The organism is Dysgonomonas mossii DSM 22836, assembly GCF_000213575.1.
GTDB classification, from domain to species: Bacteria; Bacteroidota; Bacteroidia; order Bacteroidales; family Dysgonomonadaceae; genus Dysgonomonas; species Dysgonomonas mossii.
In genome coordinates this window covers 60,818-77,070 of sequence record NZ_GL892004.1, presented here as the reverse complement: position 1 = coordinate 77,070, position 16,253 = coordinate 60,818, and the positions used below count along the sequence as shown (strand labels likewise).

The window sequence follows — 16,253 nt, the reverse complement described above, 5'->3', positions numbered from 1 at the left end:
ATAAGACAATCGGGTGTTTAATTTCGGGACAAAGTATTTAGATTTTTTTCTGAGATTCCCTTTTTTATTATCTATTGTTACTGGTAGGTGTAAATATAGAATGTTTTTTAATAAAAAAAGCACCGAATTTTAAAATTCGGTGCTTTTCCTATAAATGGATATTTAAGAATATTTTGGTTTTCGCCCACTCCGTCCTTTATTCTTATCAGAGTGTTTTGGTGAATTATAATCAGAGCTTTTTCGTGTTCCGATATCTGAGCGAGTACTGAAGTTTTTACGGCCTCTATCTCCGCCACGGTCTTTAGCGTTTCCGCCTCCTCCGCCCTGAGCTACCTCTACAGAAATACGTCGTCCGTTCTGTTCTTGTTTGCTCATGGATTTTATAACTTTTTGCGCATCTTTTTCAGGCACTTCGAAGAAAGAGAAGTTTTGCATTATGTCAATCCGTCCGATATTTACCTTTTCCGGAACATAGTCGTTAACAAGTCCCATCAGCGTTGCCGGATTTACATTGTCGGTACGTCCTACATTAATAAATAAACGAGAGTACCCTCTTTCGGCAGAGCGTCCGCCGGATGAACGATCCGAGCGGTCCGAGCGATCGGAACGGTCTCTGTCTTTACGTTTAGGGAATGACTTATCATCGCGAGACGAACGTTCGGATGGTGATTCTATTTCTTGTGCATCGCGGTAGTAATCGATAAGACGATTGAACTCAAGCGCTACTACACGTTTGATGATATCTTCTTTTTCGAGCCAATCGAGTTTTCTGTAAACAGAAGGAAGTATGTTTGAGATTTCATCTTCATTTACTTTTACTTTCTCTATTCTGTCTACCAGACTGAACAACTGTTTTTCGCAAATAGCTTCACCCGAAGGTATAGCTCCCTGCTCAAACTTTTTGTTGATTATTTTCTCAATCTCTCTTACTTTTCCTTTTTCTTTTACGTGGATAATTGCGATAGAAGTACCTGTTTTTCCGGCACGACCGGTACGTCCACTTCTATGAGTATATGACTCTATATCATCCGGCAAACCATAATTGATAACGTGTGTCAAGCTATCTACATCCAGCCCTCTTGCTGCTACGTCTGTAGCTACAAGCAACTGTATGTTTTTTATGCGGAATTTTTGCATCACATAGTCACGCTGAGCTTGAGACAGATCACCGTGCAGGGAGTCTGCATTGTAACCATCTTGTATCAGCTTGTCGGCAATTTCTTGTGTCTCGCGACGGGTACGACAAAATATAATTCCGTATATATTCGGGTAATAGTCTGCTATGCGTTTTAATGCCAGATATTTATCTTTAGCATGAACAAGATAGTATACATGCTTCACGCTGTTCGAACCTTCGTTCTTTCTTCCGATAGTAATTTCTTTCGGGTTCTGCATGTATTTTTTTGTAATCTTAGCTATTTCTTTAGGCATAGTAGCCGAGAATAATAGCATCAATCTTTCATCCGGCACTTTAGACAATATCTCGTCGATACTTTCCATGAATCCCATGTTAAGCATTTCGTCCGACTCGTCGAGTACTACATATTTTACATTCGACAGCTCTACTGTTCTACGATTGATAAGGTCAATCAGTCGTCCCGGAGTGGCAACAATAATCTGTACGCCTCTCTTTAGTGATTTTATCTGACTCTCAATGCTTGATCCTCCATATACAGGAAGAACTCTTAGATTATCTATATATTTTGAGTAGTCGGATAAGTCTCCTGCTATTTGCAGACATAGTTCACGTGTAGGACAAAGGATAAGTGCCTGAGGAACGTTCTGTTTTATATCAATTTTTTGTAGTATAGGAAGACCAAAAGCTGCAGTCTTTCCTGTTCCGGTTTGCGCAAGCGCAATTACATCATTCGTTTCGCCAAGCAAATATGGAATCACTTCTTCTTGCACAGGCATTGGGTTCTCATAACCCATTTCTTCGATTGCTTTGCGAATATTCGCAGCAACCCCTAACTCTTCAAATGTTTTCATTAAAAATTTTCAAATATCTTTTGTGGTAAAAAGCCCTTCATTTTTTTGACTTACTCCCACCCCAAAATTATTCGACATAAGAGAGCCTGTCAAAAGGACGCGCAAAGGTAGTAATTAGTTTTCAAGTTTATACAATGATTGGGTAATAACTTTGCTTTAACTGTCTTGTAAAGGCTAGATAGTGATATAAATAGAAGGTTTAAAATGGATATAATTTCGTATTATAGCCTTCTTTTTGTTGTTGCGGAAACGCCTGTGCATAAATATTTAACAAAACTAAAGCCGTTGTCAAATTAAAGAATAAAAATGCTATTTTTGTAACTTGATGTAAAAAAACACATTTTAAGAAACTATAAAATCGCATATCTATTAAATTTTGAAATAATATGAAGAAATTTTTACTTTTCTCTTTTGCTTCTTGTGTCATGCTAAGTCCATTGGGTTTGTCGGCACAGAAAAAAACTTCGGCACAAAAGCAGCCTCTAAAAGCAGGTGTTGCAGCGGCGAAACCTATTCTTAAGACAGAGATGGACTCATTGTCTTATATGTTTGGCGCCAGTCTTTACGAGCAAGGATTGTCTATGTATCTACGTCAACTTGGAGTGGTTGCCGATACTACAGGAGTAGAGTCTGCAATAAAGCGTGATTCTATTGTGAACGCTAATAAGAGTAACAGGTCTGAGTTTATTGCAGGGCTTAAAGCCGGATTGGATGCTCCTGAGGCAAAAAATGCATACAACACAGGACTTTCCGTAGGGGGACAGATCCTGAAACAAATGATGCCGGGACTTTTGCAGCAGATGTATGGTGAAGGATATACAGAAAAGTTTAACAATGATGCTTTTATATCGGCGATGTATACTGCTATGAGCGGCGGTACTTTTGATATAGAAAATCCGGCAGAAGCATTCAATGAAAAAATGCAAGATGCTCAAGCTAAGATGCAGGCAAAACAAGAAGAGGCACAGAAAGCTCAGTATGCAGATCAGATAGCAGAAGGTGATAAGTTTATGGAAGAAAATAAGGCGAAGGATGGAGTTGTCACTTTACCTAGCGGCTTGCAATATAAGGTTATCACAAATGGTACAGGAGAAAAACCAACAGCTACGGATCGAGTGAAAGTTCATTATCACGGCACATTGATGGATGGCACAGTGTTCGACAGTAGTGTGGAGCGTGGAGAACCGGCTGTTTTTGGAGTTGGTCAGGTGATAAAAGGATGGACAGAGGCACTGGAGTTGATGCCGGTTGGTTCAAAATGGATTCTGTATATACCTTACGATCTTGCTTACGGAGGAAGAGATGCAGGCAAAATCAAGCCATTCTCTAATCTTATATTTGAAGTGGAGCTCCTTGATATAGAAAAATAAAAATAATTTCTGAGAAATGAAGTGCTAAATTAGAATATAGAAGGTCGCTTTGTTTAAAAGGCGACCTTTTTACATTGTATTCTTTTTGATGTATTTAAAGAACTCTCAGACTCAAATATTGTTTAATCTATTATAAGTATTAATGATAATAACGAAACAAAACTATTAAAGATGAAAAAACTGATTTCGTTTTTGATTATATCTGTTTTATTCATATCCTGCGGGCTGTTTAAGACTCTTGATTTGAGTAAATTGAGAACGGGTATGACAAAAGAGCAGGTGGTGGAAGCTGTTGGTGACCCTAGCCGCATATTAGCCGTGAATAATACACAGAATGGATATCAGGAGGTTTTAGAATACAGAACCCCGAGAAATGAGGTTTATGCTTTAGAATTTATTGATGACTATCTTGTAGGATATGAATTTTTGTACGAAGATGTTGAATATATAGCACCGGCTCCTCCGATGATATTGCCGGACTATGGCAGACCTATCTATATCGATCGTCCTAGTCGTCCTAGTCGTCCAAGCAGACCGAGTCGCCCTAGCCGTCCAGAAACAGATCGTCCGGGAAATTCAAGCTCCGGCCGTCCTAGTCGTCCCGGAGAAACAACTCGTCCCGGAAATTCAAGTTCGGGTAGACCCGGTACGCCTAATGAGCCTACAAGGCCTGAGCGCCCATCGAACGAACGTCCATCCAATGAGCGTCCGGCAGCCAAGCCAAACGAAAGCTCTCGTCCATCTACATCTACTAGCGGAAGACCGACCAACACAAACGATAAAAGTAGTGGAAGAAGTGCAGAGAAAAAAACAGAAGAGAGCAGCTCTTCAAGCGCAACAAGAGAAAGATAATCCAAAGATTTTGGATACAAATAAAAAGAGACTGATTCTGTATAGGAATCAGTCTCTTTTTATTTAGTGGTGATAATATTATCGTTTCTTTTTTGTACTGTTCGATTTGTTTCTTTCGTTCAGCTGTTGCTGTTGTATACGTTGAGCTTCTGCCAGACGTGCCATAAAGCCAGATTTCTTTTTCGGCTTAGCTTTGTTTGCTTCCAATTTAGCTAATACTTTTTCTTCGTTGATAATATAACGGAAAGCAATAGTAAGCAATATTGTAATCAATAGTGAAAGGAAGTAATAGTATGTAAGTCCTGACGGATAATCATTCAACATAAACAAGAATATAAGCGGCATCAGATACATCATCCATTTCATACCCGGCATCTGCTGTTGTCCGGTGTTGGTCATTTCCATATTGAATTTTGTATAGACAATATTTGTAATGGTCATCAGAATACAGAACAAACTAATATGAGTTCCAATCAATGGGATATGATTTTTCCATTCAAAGATGGCATCATAAGTGGATAAGTCGGTAGCCCACAAGAAGCTTTGCTGACGCAGCTCTATCGCATTTGGGAAGAACGAGAACAAGGCGATCAGTATCGGCATCTGAAGCAGCATCGGTACGCAACCACTCATTGGGTTGACCCCCGCCTTGCTATAGAGTGCCATTGTAGCCTGTTGCTTTTCCATTGCTTGTTCCTGCTTCGGATACTTTTCGTTTATTTCTTCTACCTGAGGGCGTAAAACACGCATTTTGGCAGAAGACATAAATGACTTGTATGTCAGAGGGGAAATCACTAATTTAACAATGATTGTTAGTAGTAAGATTACAATACCCATAGATAGTCCGGTATTGCTCAATAAATTAAATATAGGAACTATAAAGTATTGATTAACCCAACGGAATAAAGTCCAACCCAGTGGAACCAGTTTGTCTAGATCCAATTCTTTGTTTGCGTCTTTAACATTACTGTCATAGTTCTTCAACAAAGAGTAAGACATTGGTCCTAGGTAATAAGAGAATCCTGCTGTGATGCTCTCTGGTGCTGATCCCGGTTTTGCAGGTACATATAGTGTTGCTTCAAAGCTTTTCAGATACTCGCTGTTCTCGTCTGTTTGCAAGACTTTCGAGTTAAGGAGAGCTGTTTCTATTTTGTCGTCAGCAATTAGGATTGGAGCAAAGAATTGATTTTTGAAGGCTATCCATTTTGCAGGCTCTTTAACCTCTACTTCTTCATTCTTATCACTGCTCATTTCCTTCACATCGCCACCTACATATTTGTAAGTGAGGTGAGAATAACGCTGTTCGTTCTTCACGCTTTTCTCTTGTCTGCGCATTCTCTGTGACCACTTCATCTCGAATACATCGCTATAGGTGCGAGCTAGCATCGGCTGCATGCCTACCATATTGATGTCGTATTTCATCATGTAGTCGTCATCAGCCAGTTTGTACACAAAATCGATATACTGGCTGTCTGAGTATGCATAGCGCATGATCAGCGAATTGTCTCCTTCTTTTTGTATAGGAGTAAATATCAATTTGCCTGTGCTCAAAACCTTCTGTTGCTTGTTTGTCAGCAATAAGGTAAAGTCGGCATCATTGTTGAACAGATAGAGAGAGTCGGTATTTTTCTTGTCGTCTCTGTTGTAGCTCATGTAATCCTTGAGCTGAACACGAACCATTCTTCCCCCTTTAGTAGAAAATGTAGCTTTTAGTTTGCTGTTTTCAAGGGTTATGAATTGTTCCGGTTTTTGTTCTGCTGATGGAAGTGAGTCTGTAACTGCTACAGTAGAGTCGCTTTGCTGAGCGGAAGCACTGAAGAAATCATCAATCTTCTCAGTCTTTTTATCAACTACAGAGGTGTCTATTTTATTTTCTTGCTCACGTTGCAGAGTTTGAGCATATTCGATCGAATCTTTTATGCGCTGTTGTTTCTGGCGTTCGATGTCTTCCGACGAAGGCCTACTCAATAATGTGAATCCAATAATTACGGCTGCGATCAGGATAAACCCGGTAATCGTATTCTTGTCCATTTATAATTATATGTTTTATTCCTTTCTTATTTTTTTTCTTTATTCTCTACAACGGCTTTTATAAAGCTTAAAAACAATGGATTGGGTGAAACGACCGTGCTGTTGTATTCCGGATGGAATTGTACGCCTAAGTACCATTTTTTTCCGGGAATTTCTACCACTTCCACAAGATCCATTTCCGGATTGATTCCTGTGCACTTCATTCCATTCTTTTCAAAGTCTTCTCTGAAATCGTTATTGAATTCAAAGCGATGGCGATGACGTTCTTCTATCATCTTTTTGCCATAGGCTTTGTATACAAGAGAACCTTTCTCCAATTCGCATTTATATGCTCCGAGACGCATTGTTCCACCCATATTGGTGATATTCTTTTGCTCTTCCATTAGGTCTATCACCTTAAATGGAGTATGAGTATTCATCTCGGTAGAATTGGCTTCTTCAAGCCCTAACACGTTGCGAGCGAATTCAACAACCATACATTGCATACCCAAACAAACTCCAAATGTAGGGATGTCATGTTCGCGGGCATATTTTAATGCATGGATTTTACCTTCCATTCCTCTTTGTCCAAATCCCGGAGCAATAAGTATGCCATCCATTGATGACAGTGTTTTCTCTATATTCTCTTCGGTCAGTTTGTCAGATAGTATAAAGTGCAGGTCGAGCTTATGCTCGTTGTATGTTGCCGCTTGTAGCAACGATTCGTTGATAGATTTGTATGCATCGGGTAGCTCAACATACTTACCTACCAGTCCTATTTTAATTGTATTTTTGGCATGTTTTTTCTTGCTTAAGAAGTCACGCCAAGATTGCATTTCAGGTTTTTCTCCTATTGGCATTCCCAATTTGCGAAGAACGATTTCGTCCATATTCTGTTCCTGCATCTTGAGCGGAACTTCGTAGATGGTAGATACATCGACAGACTGCATCACAGCGTCTACTTCTACATTACAAAATAGGGCAACCTTACGCAATATATCTTTATTCAACGGATGCTCGGTACGCAGAACAAGCATGTCGGGCTGTACTCCTTCCGACTGTAATTGTTTTACAGAGTGCTGTGTCGGTTTTGTTTTCACCTCTTTTGCTGCTGCAATATAAGGAACATAAGTAAGGTGTACACACAGGCAGTTTTTGCCTAGTTCCCAACGCAACTGGCGTACGCTTTCGATAAAAGGAAGTGACTCTATGTCACCTACTGTACCGCCAATTTCGGTAATAACAAAATCATAGTTGTATTTTGTGCCCAACATTTTGATGTTGCGCTTAATCTCATCTGTGATATGAGGTACGATCTGAACCGTTTTACCCAGATAATCACCTTTTCTTTCTTTGTTGATCACATTCTGATAGATGCGTCCTGTGGTGATGTTGTTATCTTTATGTGTAGGCTGATTCAGAAATCTTTCATAGTGTCCCAAATCGAGATCGGCTTCATGCCCATCAACGGTTACATAGCATTCGCCATGCTCGTAAGGGTTTAATGTACCGGGGTCGATGTTGATGTAGGGGTCTAATTTCTGGATAGTTACTTTATAACCTCTGGCTTGTAGTAGTTTACCTAGTGAGGATGCTATAATACCTTTACCTAAGGAAGATATGACTCCTCCTGTAACAAATATATACTTCGTATTAGCCACGACTTTACGTTTTATTTTTTTAGACTCTAAAAAGAAAGGACAAAAGTAAGAAAAATATTTGGATACTCATTGCAAAATAAGAGTAGTCCAATCCTTAAAATGAAAATAATTATTAAAGAATTTATCTCTTTGGTTTTGACTTGCAGTCTATTAGGATAGATGAAAAACACCTCAACTATAAACAGGTAATTTTAAACAGCTTTTTTAAGGGTGTGGTTGAAGAGTAAAATATCTTTATTCCATACATTCCTTGTATATTTGTATAGAGTAAAAAATTGAAGAGCATGAGCCAAAAAGTATATGATTGTATCGTTGTAGGTGGGGGCATAAGTGGGGTTACTTTTGCGCACTATCTGAAAAAAGAAGGTAAAGCCGTATTGGTCTTGGAGAAAAATAAGAATACCGGAGGGCAATTGCAAACAGGGCATCTTTCAGCCCAACCCGACTTCTGGTACGAGCTTGGTTCTCATACATGCTACAATTCATATACCAGCTTGTTGTCTATCGTGAAAGAAATACGGAGAACAGACATAATAGTACCTCTCCGAAAATTCAGTTATGTGCTCTATGCTTCGGGTAAGATAAAAAGTATTATGTCGGAAGTATCCAAGCTATCATGTTTGCTTCACTTTCCGAAGTATTTCTTTTCAGACAAAGCCGGGAAAACTACCCGCGAATATTTTCGTCCTATCGTAGGGGCTTCTAATTATGACCGGCTCTTTACGAATGCCTTCAAAGCTGTGATTTGTCAACCGGCGGATGATTACCCTGCGGAAATATTCCTTAAAAAGAGAGATAAAAGAGAAAAGGAAATTTCACGACGCTTTACCTTCAAAGGTGGCTTATCATCCTTTATCAATGCAGTAATAGAGAGCGGAGATATTGAAGTCAATACTTCAAGCGAAGTGATTGATATAAAGAAAGAAGGCGATGTCTTTTTACTTTCAACAGCAAGCGGGCAGATCTTTTATGCACGAAATATTGCTATGGGGGCAAATCCGAAAGTGAGCTCTAGTCTGCTGAAGAATATAGAACCCGAATTAGCTGGGTTGTTGTCTTCAATCCCGATATTCGACTCCGAATCTTTGAACATCACCATAAAGAAAGATAAAATAGACCTGAAAGAAATAGCAGGTATTATTCCTTTGTCAGACGATTTCCTTTCGGCAGTATCCAGAGATCTGATAGGGAATGGCGAGTATAGAAGCTTTACTTTTCACTTTGAGAAAGGCAAAAAATCAGAGGGAGAAAAACTGGAGCTAATATGCAATGTGTTGAATATTAAACAATCTGATATAATAGAGACTTCATTCATAGAACATAGTTTGCCTGCAATGCGATTGGAGCATTTGCATATGGATGAAAAAGTACAGGCAAAGCGAAAGAACGCTAGTGTTTATCTGCTGGGCAATTATTACTACGGTTTGTCTTTGGAAGATTGTGTGAACAGGTCTAAAAATGAGTTCGAGAGGTTTAAGAGCAACTTGTAATTCTTTATAAATCTAAACGGAGTGAAGGATTAAATCCTTCACTCCGTTTACAATGACATTGTATCTTATTTACTTGGTTTCAGTATATAGGTGATTTCTTTAGCACCTGTCAATGCTTCATGAGATAGAGCATATCCATTTAGTGTTTTGCCATCAACCCTCACTTCTTTTATATAATTAGCTGCTACATCCTGAGGTTTAATCACATTGATAACAACTTTATCCGACTTATAGTACTTAGGATCAAGTTTGATTGTTATTTTGCTGAATGTAGGAGTTATCAGTGTATAGTCTGGTTTTCCCGGACATTCGGGATACATGCCCATCATACTGAATACAGCCCAACCCGATATAGTACCTGTGTCATCATTGCCCGGAAGTCCTCCCGGTGTATTCGTGAAATGCTTTGCTAGTATCTCTGTCACAAGTTTTTGTGTGCGCCATTCCTCTCCTTTTATCTGGCTAAACAGGTACGGATAGTGTATGTCAGGTTCATTTGTGACGTCGAAATAACCGTTATCGAATACAGATTGTAGCTTATCTACAAAGCTTTTCTTGCCTCCCATCAATTTGATAAGTCCCGGTATGTCATGCGGAACAGCAAATGTATAATTCCACGCATTCCCTTCGTGAAAACCCGGATTAGGCTCAAAGTTCGCACCTTGTAAAGGGTTGAAAGGAGTTAAGAATTCTCCGTTAGGCAAGATTGGTCTGAATGTACCATATTCTTTGCTGTAATAGTTCTTATAGCCTAGCGAACGCTTATAGAACTTCTCTGCATCTTCTTTTTTTCCCAAAGAGTTTGCCAATTCGGCCAATGTCCAGTCTGCCATATAATACTCTAAGGCATGAGAAACAGAGTTGTCATATTTTTCTCTTAATGGTACATAGCCGAGTTTCATATAATCGTCATTATCGGGACGTAGTAAGTTTTGAGGTCCCGGAGTAGTTGCAGACTTTATGAAAGCCTCGTATGCTGTATTGATATCAAAATCTCTTAATCCTTTCATCCATGTGTCTGTAATTACAGGGATGGCAGGATCACCCTCCATTGTTAGCGATTCGCGAGAGTACAATTCCCATTTTGGCATCCAGCCCGACTCTTTATACATATCTATCATGGTGCGTACCATCTGCAACTGACGATCGGGATACAAGAGGGTCATCATCTGGTGAAGGTTTCGGTATGTATCCCACAATGAATATACGGTATAGCGGTTTTCTTTCGTTGTTTTTATCTCCGAGCTTTCCATTGCCGGGTATTGTCCGTTTACATCCTGTAAGATATTCGGGTGGATAAGCATGTGGTAAAGCCCTGTGTAGAATACTACCTTTTGGTCTTCCGAGCCTCCTTCTACAAGAATGCGTGACAGGTCGTCATTCCACATTTTGCGTGCTGCAAGACGGATTGCATTGAAGTCGGGTTTTGGTTGTTCCTTTTCGAGGTTCTCGCGTGCATTCTCCATGCTTACAAAAGAAACTCCCATTTGTACTTCTACTGTTTCTCCTTCTGCGCAGTCGAAAGTGAAATAAGCACCTACATCATCGCCGGCTATTTCCTTTTCGTATTTTGTGTAAATCTTATATGTTCCTGCATCTTTGTTCCAGTCCTTTTCCCATTCTCCTCCGGGGCGTTGGAATTTCCAGTAGCCCGATTTTTGTGGAGCTTTGCTTACTCGCATCACAAAGTAAATAGGGAATACAGCTTGATTTTGAGTATAGCAGAATGTTCCAAGTAGTTTTGTTCCCTCTATCTCGGTATCGTTCACCTTACGAACCATTGCGCCTGTTTCGTTTGTAAGACCTTCACCTAGATTTAGCAAAATATGATTCTGACCTTTAGGGAATGTGAAACGAGCTATACCTACCCGTGGCGTTGCACTAACTTCGGTTTTGATATTATACTTGGTCAGGAAATTAGTATAATATCCCGGTGTGGCTTTTTCATCTTTGTACTTACTCCCGTATTTTTTATAATCTACTTCCAGTTCGCCGCTTATCGGCATTAAGAGTAGACTACTCATATCGGGGCATCCCACACCACTGAGGTTGACATGCGCATAACCCGTAAATACGCTATTGTCGTACGAATAGGGAGTAGACCACCATCCGGTGTCTTTGTCCCTTTTGTTTTCGGGCGAGCCCATTACGTTGAATGGTGTTACCGACATAAATCCTTGAGGACACATCGCTCCGGGGTTCGTTGTTCCGTAGTTTGTTGTTCCTATAAATGGATTTACATAGTCAACAGGGTCTGTTTGAGCAAATAGGTTGGCTGTTACTAGTGCTATGCTTATTGTTAATAGTATTCTTTTCATTTGTATGTTTTTTTGTTACACTGGGTGACAGGGTATTATCTAAAAAAGGTGACAAAAGTAACAGGTTTTCACTCATTCTTATTTGTCACCTTTTGTATTACATTTATTATCTGATAATAGATAAATTACTATTTACTTTTTGTATTGTAACCTTCGGCTACGATGCTGTAGTTGGTGATACTTTTAGGTATATCCAATTCTATTAATCTTTTTTCGCCACCTAGCAGGTTGATATATCCATCAGAGAAGTAAGCAGGGAGTAATATCTCTTTAGAGTTTTTGTCCACTACATTTAGTTTTACTGCAACAGCTAATGTTTTCGATGGATTTGATACCTCTACCCATGTTTTACCTTTGTTGCTGATTGTTTTAATAGTTACAGTTGTTGACGGTAACGTATTTATGGCCTCGTATGATTTTTTATCTCCATTTGTCATCCAGTAATCATTGATTGACAGTACTTTCCCTTTTGCATCTTTTAGTTCAAGGCGAGCCAGATATAACTGCGGTAAGTTATTTCCTTTTTCGGGAACAAAACATTTCGTTGCTGAGTTTGCTTTTGCGTCCAGCTTTATGTTTTTCTTGTATAATTCTTTTCCTTGAAGGTCAATGAAGCGCAGGCCTGCTGTTACAGTTTTATAATCATTCAATGTTGTATTAATAATCATAACATCATTTTCTGGCAAATTCATCTGTATGTGAATAGGCTCACATGCTTTCTTTGCTCCGAAATAAGATCCCGGTGTTTCGTAATCGTAAGTATATGTTTGCCATATCATACTTGGCCATGCCGGATGGCTCATCCAAAGAACAAGACCTGTGGTGTTGTTCCACATTTTGCTGTTCCATGCTTCGAGCATATTGCGCCACGCATCGTAAGTTACAAATTGCGATTTGCGTGAAAAATCTTCCATGCTTTCGGCTTTTCCATAGCGGTCTACTGCATTGATAAAGTCTCCGAAATTCTGGGTTGTATGGTGCAGATCGTGATAAGCCCATACGTCATTGATAGGCCACTGGTCTTCCGGTGCAATAAATTTACGGATTGTATTTGCCGTAGGGATTGCATAGCTTCCCATCTCGGTATTGAATCCTTTCGCATTCTCGGTGTAATATTTAGATGGATCTTTGAAGTATCCCCAAGGGCCGCTTGTTCCCATATTCAAGAAGCGGGATTGTCCGTGATAGTGGCGGGTTGGATCTTCTTTTGCCATCATTACAGAGATGCTCTCTTCTAATTGTTTAGGAGCGAATCCTTCGTTTCGTGGGCACCACACTGCTATGGATGGGTGGTTGCGGAAGCGGCGAACTGCATCTGTCGCATTTCTTACAAATAGAGGAAAGTCGCTAGGTTCTACCGTATCGTCTGTTGTAATCCAGAAGTCGTTCCATACAAGCATACCGTATTCGTCGCACAATGCGTAGAAATCCTCTTCGGTTGTTTCTCCTGTCCAGTTGCGGATAATATTGAAGTTTGCATCTTTGTGCAGTCTGATATATGGCTCAAGACGTTCTCTTGATACACGTTTCATGCCATCGTCCATTCCCCAGTTGCCACCACGGCAGAAAATTCTTACTCCGTTTACTCTTATCGCAAAAAATGGACCTACAGGATCATCGCTCGATAGCGGTTGTAACCCCGAGGTGTCTGCATCTTTAGCAATAGTAGGAAGGTTGTTGTCTTTGGTGAATGGAACACGGTTGATATAGTCGAATATCGGTTTTCCTTTATTTACTGTTTCATTTGGAGTATAAAGAACGCGCTTGTTTTGGCTATTGTCATTTACCATCAGTTCGTACGACATTTCCCTTATCCCAAATTTCAGAGATTTTGTATCCGATACTTTATTGTTTGCCTGTACGGTTAATTCCAGATTATATAACTCAGGCCTTCCGTAACCGTTTGGCCACCACAAACGTGGATTTTTTATATTGAGTTCTTTAAACTGCTCGGGTGTAAATGTTATTTCTTTTTCTTCATTCGCAGCCAGCGTAAAAGGTAGCGATATGTTTATATTTTCAATTTTTGCAGTTAGTGTACCATTTACAGTTTTAGAGGTAATATTTTTTACAATATTCTTTATTGATATTTTAGCCTGTGTAGTATCGGGAAGTAAGATATCTGTGGTTACAAGAGGATCACCGATAACGATGTCGCCCCCGGCTTTTAGTCTTACATCTTGCCAGATTCCTGTGTTGCGGTCACGTATCCCGGGAATCCAGTCCCATCCTATCGAAGAGATAAATGTCGGTCCGTCTGTGCTGAGTACTCCTCCGTTTAGTCCCTGTCCGGCAATCATAGATTGTTCGTGAGGGATACCCGGATTGTATGGAGGGAAAACATGAACAGCAAGTATGTTTTCTCCATTTTTATTTACAAGGTCAGTTATATTAAATTCGCCTCGGATAAAAGCACCTTTCATATCTCCCAGGCTTTTTCCGTTGAGGTATATATCTGCTTTATAGTTGATACCATTGAAAAGTAAGCGTAGCTTGTTGCCGTCAATATCTTTTGGTACTGTAAACTTACATCTGTACCACCAGTCGGTGCGACTTAGTGATTCCGGTATATTCATGTTGTTCAACCCGAAGTAAGGGTCTGGATACACTCCTTGATTAACTAGAGTGGTAAGCACTGTCCCCGGAACAGTTGCATTATACCATGCAGAAGTACTATATTGAGGGTCGAAAATAGATTTGTTTGACGCCATTGCTGTTTTTCCGTCTATCATTTCCCATCCGTCCGAGATAATCCATTCTCCGGTTTGTACAGGAACAAGGGTTGTTGGTATATTTCTTTTTGCAACTCTTTCTGATGTCTGAAAGGGAGCTTTTCCTTTAGGTAATTCAGATTGAGGTTGTGGTTGCTTCAATCCTGTCCAGAGTTGGCCCGGAATAAAATCTTGAGCGTTGATTTGTACCAATGACATTAGCATTAATATCATCAAACTTACATAGAATTTCGAATGTCTTTTATTGAACATAAGTAAGGTATTAATAGGTTATAAATTATATTTCTTCGTTATTTTAGAGGATAAGATACCTCAATAAAGCAATGCAATATCTCTAGTGTGTCGGAATAATGCTATTCTAAATAATAACAATTAGAAGTGCTCTTGCCCTAGTGTACAAAGGTAATATTTTTTGGTGATGTGTAGATCAGTCATTTATATAATAATAGTAAAAGGGATGATGAGAGGAACGAAAAAGGGAGTAATATGAATTACTCCCTTGTCGAAATTATGCAATTAAGCGATCTCTATTTCTTTTCGTTTCCGTACGGTTTTTTTGTTTTTTCTTTTCACAAAAAAGATGTAGTAACCTGTAAGTGGAAGGCTTGCCCCGATGAGGGCGAATATACAGGTGAATATTTTTGACCATATCCCCCAATAGTTTCCTACATGGAGTGAATACACCCAAGCCCATATTTTCGTAGTACCTTCCTGATCCTTAAATAAGGTTGTAGAGGTGATCTCTCCTGTTTTTTTATCAAATTTATATTGGTCTGTAGCTCGTGATGTAACAGATGATTTCAGGTGAACGGCGGCAGAGCCGTCTTGCACCCGTATATATTCATAATCAGGGTTTGATGCTTGTAATGAGTTGAATACTGTTTGCCAATTAGCTACATTCAATTCTTTCTTTTCTTCCTGTTGTCCGCCACGACCACCGCCACGTGCTCCTCTTCCTCCTCCATGTCCTCCGGATTCGGCAACTTCCACGCCAAAGAGCCTGAACAATCCATTCCGATACCATTCGAACGACCAAACCATACCTGTGAGTGCACAGATGAGCAACACCAAACAAGCATATACTCCGAGTACATTGTGCATATCGTAGAAGAGGCGTTTACGCCCTTTTCTGAATTGAATTTTGAAGCGGCTTCTATTCCATCTTTTGGGCATCCAGATAATAACCCCCGAAATAAGAATGAATACGAAAATGAGTGTAGAGATTCCTACCGTATATTTACCCCATGTGCGGCTGCCATCCATCAGCCAGCGGTGTAGTACCATGATGGTATAGAATGGGCTTTCCTGAAATTTATACATTCCTGTCACTTCTCCTGTATATTGGTTGACAAATGCGGTGATCCTGAATCCTTCGGATAAGGTCATACGGTAGGTGCGCTTGGGGTCGTCAGATATCTGTACACTTGCTACAGAATTACTATCTAATTGAGCGTTTACTTTTGGGATGAGCTCTTCCAACGGCATAGGCTTTTCCTTTACCTCATCTACAAAGTAGTGAGAGGGATTGGATAGCTCTAATATCTCGTCCTGAAAAACAAGAATAGCTCCTGTTAGGCAAACGATTGTTATTATGATTCCTACAGGAAGGGAAAGCCATTTATGGAGTTTTTTTAAGAATGGTCTCATATACTATTATTAAGCGTTTATAAAGAAAAATTCCGGTGAGTTAGCACTGCTAAGACACCGGAATCAAACTATCATCAAAGTTAAGTAATTCTTTAAACTATCATCATTACAAAGGTCGGTGTTTTGATATTATCTTACAATCACAATAAATGATGATATTTGTGTCGTTCAATCACAATAAATA

Annotated in this window: 9 protein-coding genes; 3 read left to right on the top strand and 6 right to left on the bottom strand. The window is 39.6% G+C overall.

The features are described from left to right. Positions 1-162: 162 nt before the first annotated feature. Positions 163-1,989 carry a DEAD/DEAH box helicase gene (locus HMPREF9456_RS00340; protein ID WP_006841441.1) on the bottom strand — a complete coding sequence of 609 codons (1,827 nt, stop codon included), beginning with the start codon at positions 1,987-1,989 and terminating at the stop codon, positions 163-165. Between the two features lie 386 nt (positions 1,990-2,375). On the opposite strand from HMPREF9456_RS00340, the gene HMPREF9456_RS00335 reads away from it, so the two are divergent. Continuing rightward, entirely contained in the window at positions 2,376-3,359 is a 984-nt protein-coding gene (locus tag HMPREF9456_RS00335; protein ID WP_006841440.1) for a BamJ family beta-barrel-assembly machinery protein, read from the top strand. Positions 3,360-3,530: 171 nt separating this feature from the next. Then, a complete protein-coding gene (locus HMPREF9456_RS00330; RefSeq protein ID WP_006841439.1) occupies positions 3,531-4,211 on the top strand; it encodes a hypothetical protein in 681 nt (226 codons plus the stop codon). A 78-nt stretch (positions 4,212-4,289) separates the two neighbouring features. Here the strand turns inward: HMPREF9456_RS00330 and yidC are convergent, their stop codons facing one another. Continuing rightward, positions 4,290-6,242, bottom strand: coding sequence for a membrane protein insertase YidC (yidC, locus tag HMPREF9456_RS00325; RefSeq protein WP_006841438.1), 1,953 nt, complete (start codon positions 6,240-6,242; stop codon positions 4,290-4,292). A 26-nt stretch (positions 6,243-6,268) separates the two neighbouring features. Next, complete coding sequence (locus HMPREF9456_RS00320) at positions 6,269-7,882, bottom strand: CTP synthase (protein ID WP_006841437.1); 1,614 nt, start codon at positions 7,880-7,882, stop codon at positions 6,269-6,271. A 284-nt stretch (positions 7,883-8,166) separates the two neighbouring features. On the opposite strand from HMPREF9456_RS00320, the gene HMPREF9456_RS00315 reads away from it, so the two are divergent. Next, a complete protein-coding gene (locus HMPREF9456_RS00315; RefSeq protein WP_006841436.1) occupies positions 8,167-9,372 on the top strand; it encodes a protoporphyrinogen/coproporphyrinogen oxidase in 1,206 nt (401 codons plus the stop codon). Positions 9,373-9,437: 65 nt separating this feature from the next. On the opposite strand, the gene HMPREF9456_RS00310 is transcribed toward HMPREF9456_RS00315, so the two are convergent. The 3 genes from HMPREF9456_RS00310 to HMPREF9456_RS00300 form a co-directional block, all read right to left on the bottom strand. Beyond that, positions 9,438-11,690: a GH92 family glycosyl hydrolase gene (locus tag HMPREF9456_RS00310; RefSeq protein ID WP_006841435.1), complete on the bottom strand. Its 2,253-nt coding sequence runs from the start codon at positions 11,688-11,690 to the stop codon at positions 9,438-9,440. A 128-nt stretch (positions 11,691-11,818) separates the two neighbouring features. After that, positions 11,819-14,674 (bottom strand): glycoside hydrolase family 2 protein, encoded by a 2,856-nt coding sequence (locus HMPREF9456_RS00305; RefSeq protein WP_006841434.1) that lies wholly within the window; start codon positions 14,672-14,674, stop codon positions 11,819-11,821. 264 nt (positions 14,675-14,938) lie between these two features. Next, on the bottom strand, positions 14,939-16,069 hold the full coding sequence (locus tag HMPREF9456_RS00300; RefSeq protein ID WP_006841433.1) for a PepSY-associated TM helix domain-containing protein: 1,131 nt from the start codon (positions 16,067-16,069) through the stop codon (positions 14,939-14,941). Between the last annotated feature and the right edge of the window lie 184 nt (positions 16,070-16,253).